Genomic DNA, 19,383 nt, shown 5'->3' with positions numbered 1-19,383 from the left:
ACGCCGCGCAGCGCCGACGCCACCGTCGCCGTCGCCGACACCCCGGAGCCCGGCGGCGCGAGCAGCGCCCTGGCCGCCGCCGTCAAGGACGACGGCCTGCCGCGCAGCAGCGCGCCGGCCCCGGCCCCGGTCGGCAACAGCGTCGGCTTCAGCCAGACCAGCCCGGCCGCCACGCCGGCCGCCGCCGCCGTGGTCAAGCTGGCGGGCGCGCCGGACCAGTGGCAGCAGCCGTTGCGCGAAGCGCTGGGCGACCGTCTGCAAGTGCAGCTGCAACGCAATAACGACCACGCCGTGATCCGCCTGGAACCGCCCAACATGGGCAGCATCGAGATCTCGATCCGCCACAGCGCCGGGTCGCTGCAGGTGAACCTGAGCGCCAACCACAGCGAAGTGCTGCGCCAGCTCAACACCATCGGCGACAGCGTGCGCCAGGACTTGTCGACCCGCCAGTTCGCCGACGTTTCGGTGACGGTGTCGTCGTCGCGCGCCCAGGCGCAGGCCGACAGCGGCGGACGCAACGGCCAGCAGCGCGAGCAGGAAGAAGGCCGCACGCCGGGCCGCGCCCTGTCGGACGACGACACCACCACCTTTGCCATGACGTCCGAGCGGGAGTAATCAGTAGATGAAGAACATGAAAATGATCATAGCGCTGGTGCTGGTGGCCGTGGTCGGCGCAGCAGTGGCCGGCGGCGCAGTCTGGTTTATGTCGAAGGGCAAGGATGAGCCGGCGGCCGAGGGCAAGCCGGCCAAGGCCGCCCCCAAGAAGGAAGTCAAGGACGACAAATCGGCGCCGAAGTACCTGACGGTGGACAAGGTGGTCATCATGCTCAAGCGCCAGCCCGGCGACACGCTGACCCACTACATGTCGGCCGACCTGGTGATCACCACCACCGAGAAGAAAGAGAAGGAAGCCAAGGAACAATTGCCGATGCTGCGCAGCGTGGCGGTGCGCACGCTGTCCAACCTGCCGATGGCGACCGCGCAAGTGATGACCATCGACCAGTTCGCGGGCGAACTGAACAAGGCTTTCGAGGCCACGTACGAGCATGAGGGCCGGGAAAAGCCGTTTTCCGAAGTCATGATTGGCAAGCTGATCATTGAGTAGGCTGCAACCAGCATGGCAAGCATGAAGACGAGTGGTGCGACCAGTGGAGCGGGCATGGCCTATATAGAGCAATATGCGGACGCTTATGCCGAAAGTTATGGCGAACCCGGCGGCACGCCGGTGGCGCACAGCGTGGCCGACGAGCAAAAACACCTGCTGTCGTACGCGCCCCTGGTCAAGCGCATCGTCCGCCAGCTCAATTCGCAGATCGCCGGCGCCATCGACCGCGACGACATGGAGCAGATCGGCCTGATGGGACTGCTCGAGGCGCTGCGCCGCTACGGCGAGCCCGACGGCGCCTTCGGCAGCTACGCCAGCCTGCGGGTGCGCGGCGCCATCCTCGACGAGCTGCGGCGCCAGGACTGGCGCCCGCGCGCGGTGCGCCAGCAAAGCCACAAGCTGCGCGACGGCGTGCGCGCCCTGACCCGCAGCCTGGGACACGAGCCCAGCGAACAGGAAATCATGAGCGCGCTGAACCTGACCTCGGAAGCCTACCAGGCTTACCAGATGGACGAGAACGCCGAGCTGATCGCCAGCTTCGACGAAGTCCTGCAAGAGAGCGTCAGCAACGACAGCGCCCCCAGCCCGGAAGAGCAGCTGATGGTGCGGCGCAGCCTGGAGCAGGCGCTGCGCGGGCTCGACGAGCGCGAGCAGCGGGTGGTGCAGATGTATTACGAATTCGAACTCAGCTACAAAGAAATCGCCGCCGTGCTGGACCTGACCGACGCCCGCGTCTGCCAGCTCAACAAGGCGGCGCTGGGCAAGATGAAGGCAGTATTGCAAAACGCCTGATCCAGAGCGGGCGCAAGGCAAGATTAGAAAAATGACGCGGAAAGGCGAATCATCATGCAACAGATAGTCGGCATCATCATAGTTTTAGGCAGTGTCTTCGGTGGCTTCTTCATGATGGGCGGCGCCTTCCATCAGATCTGGCAGCCGATCGAGCTGATCGTCATTGCCGGCGCCGGTCTCGGCGCGCTGGTGATCGGCAACCCGTCGCACGTGCTGATGGAGGCGCTGACCCAGATCAAGAAGATCGTGTTCCGCAAAAAATACGACTCCGAATTTCAGCGCCAGTTGCTGCTGCTGATGTACGAACTGCTGCAGCTGGCCGCCGGCGGCCTGAAGGCGCTCGACGCCCACGTCGAGGCGCCCAAGGACAGCCCGCTGTTCCAGCGCTACCCGCGCGTGCTGGAGGAGCCCAAGCTGCTGGCCTTCATCGTCGACAACTTCCGCCTGATGGCCATGGGCAAGATCAACGCGCACGAGCTCGAAGGCGTGCTGGAGCAGGAGCTGGAGGCCATCCACACCGAACTGGAACAGCCGGCCAAGTCGCTGGGCAAGATCGGCGAGGCGATGCCGGGCTTCGGGATTCTGGCCGCCGTGCTGGGCATCGTGATCACCATGAACACCGTCAGCGAAGGCGCGACCTCGGGCGAGATCGCCGAGCACGTCGGCGCCGCCATGGTCGGCACCTTCATCGGCATCTTCTTTTGCTACGGCATCCTGGACCCGATTTCCAACATGATGAAGCAGCTGGTCAACCAGGAAGCGTCGAACAAGGAAACCGTCAAGGTGGTGCTGGTGACCCACGTGGCCGGCAAGCCGCCGCTGCTGGCGATCGACGCCGGCCGCCGCCTGGTGCAACTGAACATCAAGCCGAGCTTCGCCCAGCTGGAACGCTGGATCAACGACCTCGAGGGACGCGACAGCGCCCCGGCCGAAGACAGCTCGCGCAGAGGAGGCCGCGGTGCTAAAGTCGCATGACAAGGGCCATGAGCAAACCATCGTCAAACGCGGCGGTGGCAAGCACAAGCACGAGGACCACGGCGGCGCCTGGAAGGTGGCGTTCGCCGACTTCTGCCTGGCGCTGATGTGCTTGTTCCTGGTGCTGTGGCTGATGGCGGCGCGCAACTTCGAATCGCTGGAACAGATCCTGACCGAGGCCGACGGCGCCAAGACCGACCAGGGCAAGGGCGTCATGCCCGAGCAGGTGGGCGGCCCGCGCGGCAGCCTGATCGACCGTTTCCCGATGCCGCACACCGGCAGCACCGAGGAGCCGGGCGACGCCAAGGCCAAGGGCGAGGCCCACACCAAGGTCACCGGCGACTCGCAGCCGGTGGTCGAGGCGGCCAAGGTCAAGTACGACAGCCCGAGCGACCTGGCGGCGCTGTCCAAGGCGCTGACCAAGATGAGCGCCGAGGCCGGCCTGACGGCCAACCTGGAATCGGTGATCACCCCCTACGGCTTGCGCGTGATGCTGCACGACACCGACCGCCAGGGCATGTTCGTGCGCGGCTCGGCCGTGCCGACCGACAAGTTCCGCGCCCTGCTGCGCAAGATGGGGCCGCTGTTCCGGCAGATGGAAAACCAGATGCTGATCGTCGGCCACACCGATTCGCTGCAATACGCCGACCGCAGCTACGCCGCCTTCTCCAACTGGACCTTGTCGGCCAACCGCGCCATGTCGGCCCGCTCGCAGCTGCTGGCCGGCAGCATGAACCCGGAATCGGTGCTGCAGGTGGTCGGCATGGCCGACCGCGCGCCGCTCGACACCAAGCGCGCCGACGCCGGCGTCAACCGCCGCATCGAGTTGCTGATTTTGACCACGGCCCAGGCCAAATCGATCGCCACCATGTTTGGCATGCCGGAAAGCAGCAACGCGCTGACCGAGGACATCGACACCGCCTTGCCGGACGCCACCCTGCTGGAAAAACTGCGCGCCAAGCTCGGCAGCGACAGCCCGGTGCGCGACCCCCGCCACAAGAAATAAGACGCAGACAGTATGGAAACCAAGCCAAGCAGAGGCACACGTATGAGAATCTCGACAGGAAGTCCGGACGGCGTCGCTGTCCAGCGGGTGGCGGAAGCCGCGCCGGCGGAAGCGGCCGAGGCCGTCATGGCGCCGGCGCCGCAGGCGCCGCTGCAATCGGCGGTGATGCAGCCGGCCCTGCAGGCGATGCGGGAAATGCCGGAAATCGACCAGGAAAAAGTCGAGATGCTGCGCGACGCGCTGGCCAAGGGCGAGCTGCCGTTCGACGCCGCCAAGCTGGCCGGCCTGGTGCAGCGCTTCCACGGGAGCGAGAAGTGAGCACGGTCCACCCGGCCGGCGCCGCGCCGGCCACCCGGCAGGACGCCATGCGCCTGCTGCTGGCCGGCATCGCCGAGGATCTGATGGCCTACCGCGAGTTGCGCGGCCTGCTGGAACAGCAATTCGACGCCGCCGTGCGCCACCAGGGTCCGCAGCTGGCCGCCGTGGCCGAGGCGATTTCCACCCTGGTCGACGTCATGCAGGAGCGCCGCCAGCAGCGCGTGGCGCTGGTACAACGTTTATTGGGACCAACATCGACAATGTTGCAGGCATTTGCCTTGCTGAAAAATGCGGCACGGGAGAGAATGGAAGCTGACTGGGCAACCTTGGAACAGATGGTTATCGAATGTAAGCGTCTGGGCAAGCGCAATAGCGACTTGCTGGTAGAACAGTACAGCATCATGCAGCGCGTGCTGCATGGCGAGGAGCAGATTTATGCACCAGCTTGACCGGATGCAATCGACCGCACCCACTGCAGCAACCGTCTCGAACATGACCGCCAGCCGCCCCACCGCGGCGCTGGGCGGCGTTGCGTCGTCCGGGGCGTTCGCCTCCACCTTCCAGCAAGTCCAGCACGACGTCAGCGCCTTCATCGCCCAGGGCGGCGGCTTCGGCGCCGCGCCCTCCTCCGCCGCCAGGACCGCCGACGCCGCCGCCACGCCGGCCATGAACCTGCAGGCGATGGCGCTGCGCCACCAGGGCGCCGGCGCGATCGCCGGCGGCGCCGACGCCGAGATCCAGCAACAATTCCTGGCCTCGATCAAACCGTGGGCCGAGGAAACCGCCGGCAAGCTGGGCGTCTCGCCCGATGTGGTGGCCGCGCACGCGGCGCTGGAATCGGGCTGGGGCCGCAATCCGCTGCGCCAGGGCGGCGCCGACAGCAACAACCTGTTCGGCCTGAAGGCCGGCGGCAGCTGGCAAGGCGCGGTGGCGGCCGCCAGCACCACCGAATTCGAACACGGCGCCATGCTGAAAAAGGTGGAACGCTTCCGCAGCTATCCGGACACCGCCAGCGCCTTCCGCGACTACGCGGACATGCTCACCAGCAATCCGCGCTACCAGGCCGCGCTCAACACCGGCAGCGACGCCCGCGCCTTCGCGCACGGGCTGGCGCAGGGCGGCTACGCCACCGACCCCAACTACGCTGACAAACTCAGCAAACTGGCCGCGCAGTTGCAACGCGGCGCCAGCACCTTCACTGCGTCGGGGAATTAGTGGACACGGGCATATCGACCGGCTCCACCGTCGCCGCGCCCGTCACCCTGGCACGGATCACGGTGCCGTTGGCGTTGCGCACCCGCACCAGCGTGCCGCGCGCGCCGCTGTCGAGCGCCTCGCCCGCCATGCTGACCTCGATCTGCTCGCGCCTGGCCACGATGCGCACCGCGTCGTTGCGCTTGACCAAGGTCGGCGCGGTCAGCAAGGCCATGCGCAACACCTCGCCGCTGCGCAGCGCGCGCCGGCCGCTCAGCCCCACCAGCTCCTGCGGATCGGCCACGCTGTCGGCGATGCCGGAGATGTCGTGGCGCTCCAGCAACACGTCGTCGTCGGTCAATACTTTCCCGGATGGCACATCGCTTGCCATCACGGCAATGCGCGCCGAGATCTGCGCGCGCACCACGAACTCATATCGCCAGCCGTCGGCGCCGGCGCAGACGGCGGCGAAACGCATGCGGCCTGGCAGCCGCGTATCGAGCGCCTCGACCGTCACAGCCTGTCTGCATGCGGCCAGCGGCCGACTGCCGCGCACCACGTTCAGTTCGAATTTCGGTTCCACCAGGCCGCTGCTGTCGGCCCAGCGCTGCACGTGGACGCGCGCGGCCGCCTCCACCGCCAGCGGCACCTGCTCGGCGGCGGTCGGACCGGCGGCGGAACCCGCCGCAGAAAATGAAGTGCAAAACAGCAACATTGCACTCAAAGCGGTTACAATACTTTTGTTGAACATGGGCAATACCTCTACTATGATGCCGGGAGCCGGAACGTCTCGGGTGCATGCCGCCCCCGGGCGCCATTCTACCCCGCCGTGGGCGGTTTTCACTCATGCAACATCGTTTTACAGCAATGCCTACACAGGGGACGAACATGGCGATTAATTTCAAAGACGCGGTGGGCCTGCATGCCGACGCGCTGCACCTGCGGGCCGAGCGCACCCGCATCCTGGCCTCCAACATCGCCAATGAAAACACGCCCGGCTTCCAGGCGCGCGACATGGACTTCGCCGCCACGCTGGCCAACACCCAGGCCGAAGCGAGCGGCGACATCGGCGGCGACGAAGACAGCGCCATGATGTACCGCGTGCCCTTCCACCCGACCCGCGACGGCAACACCGTCGAGATCGGCGTCGAGCAGGCGGCGTTCTCGCAGAACGCCTCGGACTTCCAGACCAGCCTGACCTTCGTCAACATGAGCCTCAAGGGCCTGGCCAAAGCCATCAATGGCCAATGATGGTCAATGACGGCCAATAACGGCCAATAAGGAGCGCGCAATGTCGTTCAAGAATATCTCAGAGATCGCCGGCTCGGCGATGGCGGCCCAGTCGGTGCGCCTCAATACCATCGCCAGCAACCTGGCCAACGCCGATTCCGTGGCCGGCACCGAAGCCGACACCTACCGTGCCCGCAAGCCGGTGTTCGCCGCCGTCATGGGCGACAGCATCGGCGACATCGGCAACGCCGGCGGCAAGGTGCAGGTGCTGGACGTGGTCGAATCGAGCGAGCCGCTGCGCAAGGTCTACGAACCGGGCCACCCGATGGCCAACGCCGACGGCATGGTGTTCTACCCCAACGTCAACCAGGTGGCCGAGATGACCGACATGATGTCGGCCTCGCGCGCCTTCGAGACCAATGTCGAAGTACTGGGCCGCATCCGCACGATGCAGCAATCCCTCCTCAAACTCGGTGAAGGTTAAGCCATGACAGTCAGTCTCCTCAACAACGGCAGCAGCGGCAGCAACGCGGCGGCCGGCACCGGCAGCAACATCACCGGCAACAGCGCCAGCGCGACCTCGGACATGTTCACCAAGCTGCTGGTGGCGCAGATCAAGAACCAGGATCCGCTGTCGCCGACCGATCCGGCCCAGTTCGTCCAGCAGCTGACCCAGCTGTCGCAGACCGAATCGCTGCAGAACCTGTCGAGCCTGACCAGCGCCAACGCCAGCGTGCTGCAAAGCATGCAGGTGCTGGCCCTGGGCGCCCAGGTCGGCTCCGACGTCATGGCCGAGACCAGCACGCTGACGACCGACGGCGCCACCAAGGTCAGCGGCCAGATGACGCTGGGCGCGACCAGCACCGCCACCCGCGTGGTGCTGACCGGCGCCGACGGCGCCAAGCACACCGTCAACCTCGGCACGACCGCGGCCGGCACGGTGCCGTTCGCCATCGACCCGACCGCGCTGGGCCTGCCCGCCGGCAGCTACACCATGACGGTCGAGACCAGCACCAAGGAAAACCCGCCGATCGACCTGCAGGGCCGCCTGAACAGCGTGCGCCTGGCCGCCAGCGGCAGCGTCGTCCTGAACATCGGCAACATCGGCGAAGTCGCGCCGACCGCGATCACCGCTTTCAACGGTAAATCCACCGCTTCCGCCACTCAATCTAGTCTCTAAGAAAGGACTCCATCATGAGTTTCGATATCGCATTGTCTGGCATCCAGGCCATTAACGAAGCGCTGGACGTCACCAGCCACAACATCGCCAACGCCGGCACCTACGGCTACAAGGCCTCGCGCGCCAACTTCTCGTCGCTGGTGGCGGGCGACCAGCTGACCGGCGTCAAGGTCGGCTCGACCACCCAGAACATCGGCCTGTCGGGCGGCATCCTCAACACCGGCCGCACGCTGGACGCCTCGATCAACGGCGCCGGCTTCTTCATCGTCAAAGACAGCAGCAACACCATCAACTACACCCGGGTCGGCATCTTCAACACCTCCAAGGACGGCTTCCTGACCGACGCCTCCGGCCGCAAGGTGCAGGGCGCGACCATCACGCCGCCCAGCACCCAGCCCGGCGCCCAAGGCGATATCACGATCCCGACCGGCCAGATCCCGGCCGTGGTCAGCGACAAGGTCAACTACATCGGCAACCTGTCGGCCGACTGGCCGGTGACCGCCTTCCCGGCCGCCGTCACGCCGACCACGCCGCCCGACCCGTCCACCTTCAGCATGTCCAAGGCCACCGTCCTCTACGATACGCTGGGCGGCCAGCACACGCTGACCCAGTATTTCGGCGCCACCGCGGCCGGCTCGGTCGCGGTCAACTACGTGCTCGACGGCAACCTGGTCGGCAACGGCGCGCTGGCGTTCGACCCGACCAAAGGCCAGATGACCACCCCGGCGCCCGATCCGCTGACCACCAACGGCACGCTGCAGCTCGATCTGAGCGCGCTCGACACCTCCGACCCGGTGCTGTGGCCGGCCTTCACCAGCGGCGCCAAGATGGCCGCGACCCCGATCAACATCAACTACACCGGCACCACCTATTTCGCCGGCGAGGCGACCACCTCGACCAACAGCGCCAACGGCTACGCCTCCGGCACCTTCGCCGGCGTCGACCTGGCCAAGGACGGTTCGGTGATCGCCAAGTACAGCAACGGCCAGAAGCAGCCGGTCGGCAAGCTGACCTTGGCCACCTTCCCCGACGAAGGCGCGCTGACCCAGGTCGACGACACCAGCTGGGTGCAGTCGCAGGGTTCGGGCACGCCGCTGGTCAACTTCGCCGGCGTCGGCATGACCGGTTCGCTCAACACCAGCTCGCTGGAACAGTCGAACGTGGACATCACCTCGGAACTGGTCGGCCTGATGACCTCGCAACGCAACTACCAGGCGAACTCCAAGGTCATCCAGACCGAGAGCCAGATGATGCAATCGCTGATGCAAGCGCTGTAAGGACAAGCTGACCCATGGATGCGCTGATCTACACCGCCATGAGCGGGGCCGAACGGGCCCTGCGCGGCCAGCAGGTACACGCCAACAACCTGGCGAACATCGAAACCGGCGGCTTCCGCGCCAATATGGAGCTGTCGTCGGCGCAGACCGTCAACGGCTACGGCTACGACGACCGCCACATGTCGCAGCTGCAGGCCAACGCGGTGTCGACCCGCCAGGGCACGCTCAAGGCCACCGGCCGCGATCTCGACGTGGCGATCGACGGCAACGGCTTCTTCGCGGTGCAGGGCCCGACCGGCGAGGCCTACACCCGCGCCGGCGCCATGACGCTCGACGAAACCGGCACGCTGAAAATCAACGGCAACGTGGTGCTGGGCGAAGGCGGCCCGATCTCGCTGCCCGAGTACAGCAAGATCGCGGTCGGCGCCGACGGCACGGTGTCGATCCAGAGCCCCGGCACCACCACCATGCAGACCATCGACAAGCTCAAGCTGGTCAAGGCCGAGGCGTCGGAGCTGACCAAGAACGAGGCCGGCCTGCTGGTGGCGCGCAGCGGCCAGCCGCTGGGGACCGACGCCACCGTGGTGGTCAAGCCCGGCCACCTGGAGGGCAGCAATGTCTCGGCGGTGGAGGAAATGGTCGCCACCATGAGCTTGAACCGCACGTTTGAAATCCAGATGAAGTTGTTCAAGGCCAGCGATTCGATGGCCGAAACCGGTAACCGCCTGATCGGCGGCTGAGCCGGTCCACGTTAGTCATCTTTAGCAACAGGGAGAAATCATGAATCCAGCAATGTGGATCAGCAAAACCGGCGTGCAGGCGCAGGACGAAAAACTGCAAGCGATCGCCAACAACCTGGCCAACGCCAACACGGTCGGCTTCAAGCGCGACCGCGTGGTGTTCGAGGACCTGTTCTATTCGATCGAGCAGCAGCCCGGCACCCAGCGCGCCGACAACAACACGCTGGCGCCGTCCGGCGTGCAGCTGGGCAACGGCGTGCACATGGTGGGCACGCAAAAAGTCTTCAGCCAGGGTTCGCTGCAAACCACCGGCAACCAGCTCGACGTGGCGGTGATGGGCAACGGCTTCCTGTCGGTGCGCCAGCCGAACGGCGAAACCGCCTACACCCGCGCCGGCCAGCTGCAGGTCGACGCCAACGGCATCCTGGTCAACGCCCACGGCCTGCCGCTGATCCCGCAGATCACCATCCCGGCCGCCGCCACCTCGCTGACCATCGGCGAGGACGGCGTGGTCTCGGCCACGCTGGCCGGCAACACCACCGCCAGCCAGCTGGGCCAGCTGACCCTGACCAGCTTCATCAACCCGACCGGCCTGCTGGCGCTGGGCGAGAACCTGTTCGCCGAAACCCCGTCCAGCGGCACGCCGACCGACGGCAAGCCGGGCGACGCCCAGTGGGGCAAGCTCAAGCAAGGCACGCTGGAGGGCTCGAACGTGCAGGTGGTCGAGGAAATGGTCGACATGATCGCCGCCCAGCGCACCTACGAGATGAACACCAAGGTGCTGTCGGCCGCCGACAATATGCTGCAATACCTGTCGCAGGCGGCACGCTGATGACTGCCACGGCGCCCATCCAAGGCCTGGCCAGGGCGGCCCTGGCCGTGCTGGCCGCGCTGCTGGCCGGCTGCGCCGCCTTGCAGCCGCCGCCGGTGCGGCCCGGCCCGTCCGACGAGCCGCCCGCGGTGTCGCGCGTGATCGGCCCGAAAGGCACCTCGGGCGGGGTCTACAGCCCCGACCTGGGCCTGTCGCTGACCTCGGACAGCCGCGCCTTCCGCGTCGGCGACGTGGTCACCGTCAACCTGCAGGAAACCACCCAGGCCAGCAAGAAGGCCGGCACCAGCTATTCCAAGAATTCGGCCGACAACATCGTCGCCCCCAACCTGCTGGGCAAGACCTTCGGCAAGGCCGCGATCGGCCTGGGCGCCTCCAACAGCTTCGCCGGCGACGCCACCAGCACCCAGCAGAACGCCCTGACCGGCGCCATCACCGTGATCGTGCAGGAAGTGCTGCCGAACGGCCTGCTGCGCGTGTCCGGCGAAAAAACCCTGACCCTGAACCAGGGCGAAGAATTCGTCCGCCTGCGCGGCTACCTGCGCGCGGCCGACATCGACGCCGACAACCAGGTGTCGTCGCTGCGCATCGCCAACGCCCGCATCGCCTACTCGGCGCAGGGCACCTTGGCCGACACGCAATCGGCCGGCTGGCTGTCGCGCTTCTTCAATGGCCCGCTGATGCCGTTCTGAACGGCCGACGTTTTAGATAGGGTGAACCCATGAATTTCCGCACGCGCCTCAATTCCCTGCGCCGCCTTCTGGCCCTGCCGCTGGCCCTCTGCGTCGCCCTGGGCGGCGCCACGCCCGGCCCGGCCCAGGCCGCGCAAGTGCTGCGCAACCTGGTCGCCGTCGAAGGCATGCGCGACAATCCGCTGGTCGGCTACGGCCTGGTGGTCGGCCTGAACGGCAGCGGCGACTCGACCCAGGTCAAGTTCGCCAGCCAGTCGGTGATCAATATGCTCAAGCAGTTCGGCGTCAAGGTGCCCGACGGCACCGACGCCAAGTCGAAGAACGTCGCCACCGTGATGGTGTCGGCGGTGTTCCCGCCCGGCTACCGCAAGGGCCAGAACATCGACGTGGTGGTGTCCTCGATGGGCGACGCCAAGAGCCTGCGCGGCGGCGCCCTGCTGCTGACGCCGCTGCGCGCGGCCGACAACGAAGTGTATGCGCTGGCCCAGGGCAACGTGGTGGTCGGCGGCTTCAGCGCCTCCGGCAAGAGCGGCTCCTCGGTCACGGTCAACACCCCGACTTCCGGCCGCATCCCGAGCGGCGCCGCGATCGAGCGCGAGATCGCCAGCGATTTCTCCACCAAGCCGACGGTGCGCCTGTCCTTGCGCCACCCGCACTTCCAGACCGCGATCAATATCGTCGACACCATCAACAAGCGCTTCGGCGACATCGCCACCACCACCGACGCCACCAGCATCGACGTGGTGGCGCCGGCCAATCCGACCCAGCGCGTGGCCTTCATGGCCAAGCTGGAGGCGCTGTCGATCGACGTCGGCGACGATTCGCCCAAGGTGGTGTTCAATTCCCGCACCGGCACCGTGGTCATCGCCGACGGCCTGCGGGTGCGCGCGGCCGCCGTCACCCATGGCTCGCTGAAGGTGGTGATTTCCGAATCGACCAAGGTCAGCCAGCCGAACGCCCTGGCCCAGGGCAACACCGTGGCCACGCCGCAGTCGCAGGTCAGCGTCGACCAGGGTTCGGGCCAGATGTTCAAATGGCCGGCCGGCGCCAAGCTGCAGTCTATCATCGACGTCATCAACAGCCTGGGCGCCTCGCCGGACGACATCATGGCGATCCTGCAGGCGCTGGACCAGGCCGGCGCCATCGAAGGCGAACTGGTCGTCATCTAAGGAAAGCCCATGAACTTCGACCCCGGCAAATTCGACGGCAGCACCATGCGCATCGGCGTGGCCGACCAGCTCAGCGGCGTGCAGCCGGCGGTGGCGGCGGCCCCGGCGAGCGACGACGGCGTCGATCCGAAATACCGCGCCAAGGCCACCGAGGCGGCGGTCAAGTTCGAGAGCTTCTTCATCGGCCACATGCTGCACCAGATGCGCGCCGGCACCCGCGCGCTGGCCACCGAGGACAGCGTGTTCAAGGACAAGATCAACGAGGACATGCTGGACATGGCCGACAACCTGGTGGCCGACCAGCTGGCCGGCCAGCGCGCCTTCGGCGTGGCCGACGCCATCCTGCGCCAGCTGCTGCCGCCGGCCAGCGCCCCGGTGGCGATGCAGGCCGGCCTGCCGCGCCAGGCGGCGGCCGCATCGGCAGCATCGGCAGCCAATGTTGCTGAGCCGCAAAATATTCCCGCCGTGCTTAATCCGGCGCAGTAAACGGTCGCCCTTTACAGTTAACGGACCAGTGGACCTCGTGTAAACACTGCAAGCGACTGGTCCTCCGGCCTTCACCAGGAAAGACCCTTGCAATATGAGCATCTCTTACAACGCACTGTCCGGCGCCCTGGCCGCCCAGGCCGCCCTGAACACGGTCAGCCAGAACATCGCCAATTCGCAAACCAAGGGCTACACCCGCCAGGGCGTGCTGCTGCAGGCGCTGGCCGGCGACGGTTCCGGCAACAGCCCCGGCAATGGCGTGCAAGTGGGCTCGCTGCTGCGTTTCAGCGACTCGTATAAATCCCAGCAGATGTGGCGCGCGGCGTCCGACCTGGGCCAGCATACCCAGACCCAGCCCTACCTGACGCAGATGGAAAAAGTCATGAGCGATGACAAATCCAGCCTCAGCTACGGTATCGACAACTTCTTCAAGGCGCTCAACGCGGCCGGCGTCGATCCGACCTCGACCCCGCTGCGCCAGCAGGTGATCACCGCCGCCGACTCCATGTCGCAGCAGTTCAACAGCATTTACAACGTCACCGCCAACCAGCTGATCTCGGTGCAGCAACAGCGCTCCGCCATCCTGCCGGGACTGAACCAGTCGCTCGTCAGCATCGCCGCGCTGAACCAGCAAATCATCTCGACCGGCGCCAACGGCGCCAACACCTCGCCGCTGATCGACCAGCGCGAACAGCTGATCGACAGCGTCGCCTCGCAGGTGGCGGTGGAAGTGATCAACAATCCGGACGGCACCGCCAGCGTGTCGCTCAAGAGCGGCCAGCCGCTGGTGGTCAGCAACCTGTCGGCCAAGCTGGGCTTCGACACCAGCAGCGGCGTGCAGCAGCTGAACCTGACCTTCGCCAACACCACCTTCAAGCTGGACGACACCAAGGTCGGCGGCCAGCTGGGCGGCCTGGCCGACTACCAGGAAAACACCCTGAAGCCGCTGCAGCAATCGATCTCCGAGATCGCCGAGCAGATGTCGACCAAAATCAACAACCAGCTGGCGGCCGGCTTGACCAGCCCCGGCGTTCCCGGCACCCCGCTGCTGGTGTTCAACCCCACCAGCGCCACCGGCCTGCTGCAAGTGACGGCCGGCTTCAAATCCAGCGACCTGGCCTTTTCCAGCGACGGCACGCCGGGCGACAGCGGCAACCTGCAGCAACTGGTGGCCATCAAGGGCCAGCCGATCACCCTGACCACGCTCGGCAACGTGCTGCTGGGCGACGCCGATACCCAGCTGGTCGGCAAGCTGGGCATCGACAGCGCGCAAAACCAGGCGCAGATGACCACCGCCACCACCGTGCGCCAGCAGTCCGAGGACGACTGGAAATCGACCAGCGCGGTCAACACCGACGAGGAAGCGATCAACCTGGTCGAGTTCCAGAATATGTATCAAGCCAACATGAAGGTGATCGCGGTCGCCAACACGCTGTTTGACGCCACCTTGCAAATGTTCGGTTAAGGAGAGCCTGTATGCGCATCGCCACCAGTCAGTTCCAGGCCACCATGAACCGCGGCCTGCAGGACAACCAGAGCCACCTGGCCCAGATCACCGCCCAAATGGCGTCCGGCAACAAGATCCAGCTGCCGTCCGACGATCCGGTCACCAATGTGCGGCTGTCGCGCCTGACGCGCGAGGAAGCCATCGTCGGCCAGTACCGCGACAACATCGCGGCCGTCAAGATCCGCCTGACCACCAACGAGACCTACCTGCAGAGTATGGTCAACGACATCACCCAGAGCCACGACCTGCTGGTCTGGGCCTCGGACGGCAGCAACACCGCGACCGACCTGAAGGCCATGGTCAACCCGATGACCGCGCTGCGCGACAGCCTGTTCTACAGCTCCAACGAAAAAGACCAGGAAGGCCGCTACATCTTCTCCGGCACCCAGACCAACACCCCGGCCATCAGCTTCGACCCGGCGGCCCCGATCGGTTCGCGCTACAGCTTCACCGGCAACCAGAACCAGCAGAAAACCGTGGTCGGCAACGGCATCACGCAGACCGCCAACGTCGACGTCAAGGGCGTGGACGACTTGCTCAACCTGATGGACACGACCATCGACCAGCTGTCGTCGCCGACGCTGGTGGTGGGCTCGCCCTCGCTGACCGCCGCGCTGGGCGCCAATATGGACGGCGCCAGCAGCGCGCTGGACCTGGTGGCCGGCAAGATCGCCGACCTGGGCGGCGCCCAGAACATCCTCGAGACGCTCGACGGCAACCACGCCAACGTCAGCCAGTCGAACAAGACGGCGATGCTGGACCTGGGACAATTGGACTACGGCGACGCCGCGACCCAGCTGAACGGCTATAATCTGGCCTTGCAGTCGTCGTACAAGGCTTATTCCAAGATCAGCAACCTGTCGCTGTTCAACATCCTGTAACTCCAGACCGAGCATCGCATGCAAATCTCGCCCAATTCCAACCCCACCGTCATTGTTCCTGGCAATGCCAGCAATGCCAGCGCGGTGGACGGCACCTCACTGGGGCTGAATGGCGAGAACGCAGCCACGGCCACGCCAGTCACGCCGACGCCGACCTCGGCGGCGCCGCTGCGGCGCGGCCTGAACAACTGGGACCAGCCGCTGCAGGGCGACATCTCCGGCGCCCAGCAGGCGCTCGACTTCCTGGAACAGAGCGCGGCCCAGCTGCGCAACCTGAAGGCCGACCTCAGCGCCCGCCTGGCCAACCGCCAGCGCGCCGACGGCACCCTGGACGCGCGCGTGCGCCAGTTCAGCAACAGCTGGCGCAACCGCAGCGCGGCCTCCGGCGGCACGCTCGACGCCCGCCTCAAATTCAGCAACAAGACCAGCACCACCCGCTTCACGGTGCGCGGCATGAACATCGGCAACCTGCGCACCGGCGGCCGCGAGGTGCTGGCGATCTCGCTGGGCGGCGGCCAGAACCTGCGCTCGGTGGTGCTCGAGCCCGGCCTGTCCGACGAGCAAATCGCCCAGCGCTTCGACGACGCGCTGGCGCCGAGCGGCGTGCGCGCCGACCTCAACGAGGAAGGCCAGCTGGAATTCACCACCGCCGAATCGTCGTGGACCAATATCCGCGACACCATCGCCGTGCAGGGCGGCGGCATCCGCTTCCCGACCGGCCAGCTGAACCGCGTGAAGGCCGAGGCCGAAGCGCCGGCCGTCGATCCCGACAGCTGGCAAACCTCGGACATGGAATCGATCCGCTCGACGCTGCAGCAAGTGGTGCAGGCGCTGGCGCAGGTGGAACAGGCGATCGCCTCGGTGCACACCGCGCTCAACCAGGTCAGCGCGCGGGTGCAGAGCGCCACGCCCAGCGACACCACCGACGGCATGGACCAGGTGGCGCAGAATTTCGTCTCGACCGCCAAGCAGCCCGGCTACCAGTCGCTGCTGTCGATCACCTCGGCGCTGGCGGGCATCAGCCGCGAGCGCGTGATCTCGCTGCTGAGCCTGCGCTAAGCGCCCCCCCGGCTCACTCCATCGCCAGCCGCGGCAGCCCGCGCCTGGCCAGCTCGGTCAGCTGCTCGGCCGGCAACGCCCCCGCATACACGAAGCCCTGCGCATAGTCGCAGCCGGCCAGCGCCAGCAAGGCGCTCTGGGCCGCCGTCTCGACGCCCTCCGCCACCACCCGCAGCCCCAGCTTGTGCGCCATGACGATCAGCGCCTCGCACATCGCCAGGTCGCCGCTGTCGACCGCCAGGTGCTGGATGAAGCTGCGGTCCAGCTTGAGCAGGTCGATGCCGAAATGCTTCAGGTGCGACAGCGAGGAATAGCCGGTGCCGAAGTTGTCCAGCGCCACCTGCAAGCCCATCTCGCGCAGCTCGCGCAGGCGGTCGGCGGCCTTGGCCATGCCGTCCATCAGCACCCCTTCGGTGATCTCGATGACGATGCTGCGCGGCGCCAGCTGCAGCTCGGCCGCGTAGTGCAGCCAGCCGACGTAGAGCGCGGTGTCGCCGCGGAACTGCGCCGCCGACTGGTTGATGCTGACCTGGAAGCCCGGCCCCAGCTCGTCCTGCCAGCGGCGCGCCTGCAGGGCCGCCTGGCGGAACACCCAGTCGCCGATCTCCATCATCAGCCCGCCCGACTCGGCGTGCGCCAGGAACTCGGCCGGCACCAGCAGGCCGCGCTGCGGATGGCGCCAGCGCAGCAGCGCCTCGGCCCGTTCGATGGTGCCGGTCTGCAGGTTGACGATGGGCTGGAAGTGCAGCTCGAACTGGCGCTGCGCCAGCGCCGAGCGCAAATCCAAAGTGATCTGCTGGCGCGCCTGCGCCGCCAGCTGCAGGTCGGCCGTGAAATAGCTGTAGCGGTTGCGGCCGGACTCCTTGGCCGCGTACATGGCCTGGTCGGCATGGCGCAGCAAGTCCTCCGGCGCCACCGCGTCCGACGGATACAGCGCGATGCCGATGCTGGCCGAGATCGACGGGTTGGCCGCGCCCAGCGCGAACGGCCGGTTCAGCAGCGCCAACATGGTCTGCGTGATGCGCTCGATGCCGGCGGTCTGCTCGATGCCGGACAGGATCACGGTGAACTCGTCGCCGCCCAGCCGCGCCACCGTGTCCGAGTTGCGCACGCAGGCGCCGATGCGGCGCGCCGCCTCCACCAGCAGGGTGTCGCCATGCGCGTGGCCGAGGCTGTCGTTGACCTGCTTGAAGCCGTCCAGGTCGATGAACAGCAGCGCCAGCTGCATGCCTTCGCGCTGCGCCTTCTTGACCTCCTGGCCCAGCCGGTCCTGGAACATATGGCGGTTGGGCAGCGCGGTCAGGTCGTCGAAATTGGCCTGGTGCCAGATGCGCTCGGTGGTCGCGCGGCTGTCGGTGATGTCGGTCACCAGCGCCAGCGCGCCCAGGTAGCTGCCCTCGGCGTCGAAGATGGGGTTGGTGGCCAGCGTGGCCCACAGTTCGCTGCCATCCTTGCGCAGGAACTTGAATTCGTGGCGCTCGGCCAGGCCCTGCTGGCGCCGCGCGATATTGCGCTCCAGGATGGCGCGGCCCTCGTCGTCCATGAAGGTCACCAGCGGCTGGTCCAGCATGTCCTCGATGGCGTAGCCCAGCATGTGCGCCATCTTCGGATTGACAAAGCTGGTGCGGGCGGCGGCGTCGATTTCCCAGATGCCCTCCTCGGCGCTGTGGACGATGCGGCGGAAGCGCTCCTCGCTGCGCTCGAGCGCCGCCAGCTTGCCCTCGGCCAGCTCCAGCACCACCCGGATCGCCTGGCCGCTGCTGTCGGCGCTGGCGCGCAGCGTGACCGGGAAGCCCTGCTGGTTGCGGGCCCGCGTCATCTGCAGCGAGCATTGCTCGGGATGCAGGCTGTTCAGCGCCAGCCGCACGAAGCGGTCGAAATCGTCATGGAAACGGGGCGCGATGAACTGCCGCAGCGGCACCTTGGCCGGGTTGTTGCGCGGCAGGCCCAGCAGGTCGGCCGCCACCACGTTCATCTGCAAAATGGTGGTGTCGAAACCGAGCACGAAATAGCCGACCGGCGCCAGCAGGTAGACGTCGTTGAAATAGGCTTGTTCGGCGCTGAGCTCGTCGGCCGTGGGCAATTCGGCGAACGGCTCCATCACCGCGCCTTCGTCCATGATAGCCATGCTGGTGAGCCCGTCGATGCGGGCCGCGGAGATCGGCTGCCGGCCGCCATGCAATTCGGTATTGTGCGTAGGCTTCTCCATACCACCCCTTTGCGTAGGTGTTCAGACTAGCATTTAAGCCGCGCACTGTCGAGCGAACGGCGTCGCCTCAGCGATGCGCGCGGTTCAAGCGTTGTTCTGCGCGCCGTTGCAGCGCTTCGAACAGCAGGCTCAGCGCCCAATAGATGACGGCGGCGGCCAGGTACAGCGGCAGCGGCCGGAAGGTGGTCGCGATCACCTCCTTGGTCGACAACATCAGTTCGGTCATGGTGATGACCGACACCAGCGAGGTATCCTTGATCAGGCTGATCAGCGTGTTGCTCATGGCCGGCACCGCGATGCGCAAGGCCTGCGGCAGCACCACGTGATACAGCGTCGGCCAGTAGCCCAGTCCCAGGCTGTAGCTGGCCGCCCATTGTCCCTTGCTGACCGCGCCGATGGCGCCGCGCAGGCTTTCGGACAGGAAGGCGCCGGCGTTCAGGCTCAGCGCCAGGATGCCGGCCGTCACCGGCGTGAATTCGATGCCGATGCTGGGCAGGCCGTAGTAGATGACGAACATCTGCACCAGCAGCGGCGTGCCGCGCATCAGGCTGACGTACACGCTGGCCGGCCAGCGCAACACGCGGTAGGGCAAGATGCGCAGCACCGCCACCGGGAAGCCGATCAGCAGCCCGCCCAGCATCGACGCCATGGCGAAGATCACCGTATAGCCGGCGCCGCGCAACATCACCGGCGCGGCCTCCCGCAACAGCTCCAGCAGCCCCTGCCAGTCCATG

At 66.6% G+C, this 19,383-nt stretch carries 23 protein-coding genes; 20 read left to right on the top strand and 3 right to left on the bottom strand.

Going from position 1 to position 19,383, the window contains the following annotated elements:
* From RUGAMON1_RS03790 to RUGAMON1_RS03755, 8 genes are all read left to right on the top strand, one after another.
* On the top strand, positions 1-615 hold a 615-nt coding region (locus RUGAMON1_RS03790), incomplete at its 5' end, for a flagellar hook-length control protein FliK (RefSeq protein WP_445229239.1).
* A gap of 7 nt (positions 616-622) precedes the next feature.
* Entirely contained in the window at positions 623-1,105 is a 483-nt protein-coding gene (locus RUGAMON1_RS03785; protein ID WP_445229238.1) for a flagellar basal body-associated FliL family protein, read from the top strand.
* A gap of 54 nt (positions 1,106-1,159) precedes the next feature.
* A complete protein-coding gene (locus tag RUGAMON1_RS03780) occupies positions 1,160-1,897 on the top strand; it encodes a FliA/WhiG family RNA polymerase sigma factor (RefSeq protein WP_445229237.1) in 738 nt (245 codons plus the stop codon).
* 54 nt (positions 1,898-1,951) lie between these two features.
* Positions 1,952-2,872, top strand: a complete 921-nt coding sequence (gene motA, locus RUGAMON1_RS03775; protein ID WP_445229236.1) for a flagellar motor stator protein MotA — start codon at positions 1,952-1,954, stop codon at positions 2,870-2,872.
* On the top strand, positions 2,856-3,878 hold the full coding sequence (locus tag RUGAMON1_RS03770) for a flagellar motor protein MotB (RefSeq protein ID WP_445229235.1): 1,023 nt from the start codon (positions 2,856-2,858) through the stop codon (positions 3,876-3,878). The genes motA and RUGAMON1_RS03770 overlap by 17 nt, the downstream gene beginning before the upstream one ends.
* A gap of 42 nt (positions 3,879-3,920) precedes the next feature.
* On the top strand, positions 3,921-4,196 hold the full coding sequence (flgM, locus tag RUGAMON1_RS03765; RefSeq protein WP_445229234.1) for a flagellar biosynthesis anti-sigma factor FlgM: 276 nt from the start codon (positions 3,921-3,923) through the stop codon (positions 4,194-4,196).
* Complete coding sequence (gene flgN / locus RUGAMON1_RS03760; RefSeq protein WP_445229233.1) at positions 4,193-4,645, top strand: flagellar export chaperone FlgN; 453 nt, start codon at positions 4,193-4,195, stop codon at positions 4,643-4,645. Before flgM ends, flgN begins: the two co-directional genes overlap by 4 nt.
* A complete protein-coding gene (locus RUGAMON1_RS03755) occupies positions 4,632-5,411 on the top strand; it encodes a glycoside hydrolase family 73 protein (protein ID WP_445229232.1) in 780 nt (259 codons plus the stop codon). Before flgN ends, RUGAMON1_RS03755 begins: the two co-directional genes overlap by 14 nt.
* On the opposite strand, the gene flgA is transcribed toward RUGAMON1_RS03755, so the two are convergent.
* On the bottom strand, positions 5,392-6,105 hold the full coding sequence (gene flgA / locus RUGAMON1_RS03750; protein WP_445229231.1) for a flagellar basal body P-ring formation chaperone FlgA: 714 nt from the start codon (positions 6,103-6,105) through the stop codon (positions 5,392-5,394). The genes RUGAMON1_RS03755 and flgA overlap by 20 nt on opposite strands.
* A 173-nt stretch (positions 6,106-6,278) precedes the next feature.
* Between flgA and flgB the strand changes: the two genes are divergently transcribed.
* The 12 genes from flgB (at position 6,279) to RUGAMON1_RS03690 (ending at position 16,440) form a co-directional block, all read left to right on the top strand.
* Positions 6,279-6,641, top strand: a complete 363-nt coding sequence (gene flgB / locus RUGAMON1_RS03745; RefSeq protein WP_445229230.1) for a flagellar basal body rod protein FlgB — start codon at positions 6,279-6,281, stop codon at positions 6,639-6,641.
* Positions 6,642-6,681: 40 nt separating this feature from the next.
* A complete protein-coding gene (gene flgC / locus RUGAMON1_RS03740; RefSeq protein ID WP_445229229.1) occupies positions 6,682-7,104 on the top strand; it encodes a flagellar basal body rod protein FlgC in 423 nt (140 codons plus the stop codon).
* 3 nt (positions 7,105-7,107) lie between these two features.
* A complete protein-coding gene (locus tag RUGAMON1_RS03735) occupies positions 7,108-7,800 on the top strand; it encodes a flagellar hook capping FlgD N-terminal domain-containing protein (RefSeq protein ID WP_445229228.1) in 693 nt (230 codons plus the stop codon).
* Between the two features lie 14 nt (positions 7,801-7,814).
* Positions 7,815-9,077, top strand: a complete 1,263-nt coding sequence (locus tag RUGAMON1_RS03730) for a flagellar hook protein FlgE (protein ID WP_445229227.1) — start codon at positions 7,815-7,817, stop codon at positions 9,075-9,077.
* Between the two features lie 14 nt (positions 9,078-9,091).
* On the top strand, positions 9,092-9,817 hold the full coding sequence (gene flgF / locus RUGAMON1_RS03725) for a flagellar basal-body rod protein FlgF (RefSeq protein ID WP_445229226.1): 726 nt from the start codon (positions 9,092-9,094) through the stop codon (positions 9,815-9,817).
* A gap of 40 nt (positions 9,818-9,857) precedes the next feature.
* On the top strand, positions 9,858-10,649 hold the full coding sequence (gene flgG, locus RUGAMON1_RS03720; RefSeq protein ID WP_445229225.1) for a flagellar basal-body rod protein FlgG: 792 nt from the start codon (positions 9,858-9,860) through the stop codon (positions 10,647-10,649).
* A complete protein-coding gene (gene flgH, locus RUGAMON1_RS03715; RefSeq protein WP_445229224.1) occupies positions 10,649-11,338 on the top strand; it encodes a flagellar basal body L-ring protein FlgH in 690 nt (229 codons plus the stop codon). The genes flgG and flgH overlap by 1 nt, the downstream gene beginning before the upstream one ends.
* 29 nt (positions 11,339-11,367) lie before the next feature.
* Entirely contained in the window at positions 11,368-12,507 is a 1,140-nt protein-coding gene (locus tag RUGAMON1_RS03710; protein WP_445229223.1) for a flagellar basal body P-ring protein FlgI, read from the top strand.
* 9 nt (positions 12,508-12,516) lie between these two features.
* Positions 12,517-12,993, top strand: a complete 477-nt coding sequence (locus RUGAMON1_RS03705; protein ID WP_445229222.1) for a rod-binding protein — start codon at positions 12,517-12,519, stop codon at positions 12,991-12,993.
* Between the two features lie 94 nt (positions 12,994-13,087).
* Entirely contained in the window at positions 13,088-14,458 is a 1,371-nt protein-coding gene (gene flgK / locus RUGAMON1_RS03700; RefSeq protein ID WP_445229221.1) for a flagellar hook-associated protein FlgK, read from the top strand.
* A gap of 11 nt (positions 14,459-14,469) precedes the next feature.
* Positions 14,470-15,381 (top strand): flagellar hook-associated protein FlgL, encoded by a 912-nt coding sequence (flgL, locus tag RUGAMON1_RS03695; RefSeq protein ID WP_445229220.1) that lies wholly within the window; start codon positions 14,470-14,472, stop codon positions 15,379-15,381.
* 18 nt (positions 15,382-15,399) lie between these two features.
* Positions 15,400-16,440 carry a hypothetical protein gene (locus RUGAMON1_RS03690; protein ID WP_445229219.1) on the top strand — a complete coding sequence of 347 codons (1,041 nt, stop codon included), beginning with the start codon at positions 15,400-15,402 and terminating at the stop codon, positions 16,438-16,440.
* A 13-nt stretch (positions 16,441-16,453) separates the two neighbouring features.
* Here RUGAMON1_RS03690 and RUGAMON1_RS03685 read toward each other — a convergent pair whose 3' ends face one another.
* Complete coding sequence (locus tag RUGAMON1_RS03685) at positions 16,454-18,649, bottom strand: putative bifunctional diguanylate cyclase/phosphodiesterase (protein ID WP_445229218.1); 2,196 nt, start codon at positions 18,647-18,649, stop codon at positions 16,454-16,456.
* A 67-nt stretch (positions 18,650-18,716) separates the two neighbouring features.
* The gene (locus tag RUGAMON1_RS03680) at positions 18,717-19,382 is read right to left on the bottom strand and encodes an amino acid ABC transporter permease (RefSeq protein ID WP_445229217.1); all 666 of its coding nucleotides are present in this window, start codon (positions 19,380-19,382) and stop codon (positions 18,717-18,719) included.
* Position 19,383 lies beyond the last annotated feature (1 nt).

It is taken from the genome of Duganella rhizosphaerae, from assembly GCF_040364205.1.
Lineage (GTDB): Bacteria > Pseudomonadota > Gammaproteobacteria > Burkholderiales > Burkholderiaceae_D > Rugamonas > Rugamonas rhizosphaerae.
The sequence above is the reverse complement of the archived record's forward strand: the minus strand, read 5'-3'. Positions and strand labels throughout refer to the sequence as shown.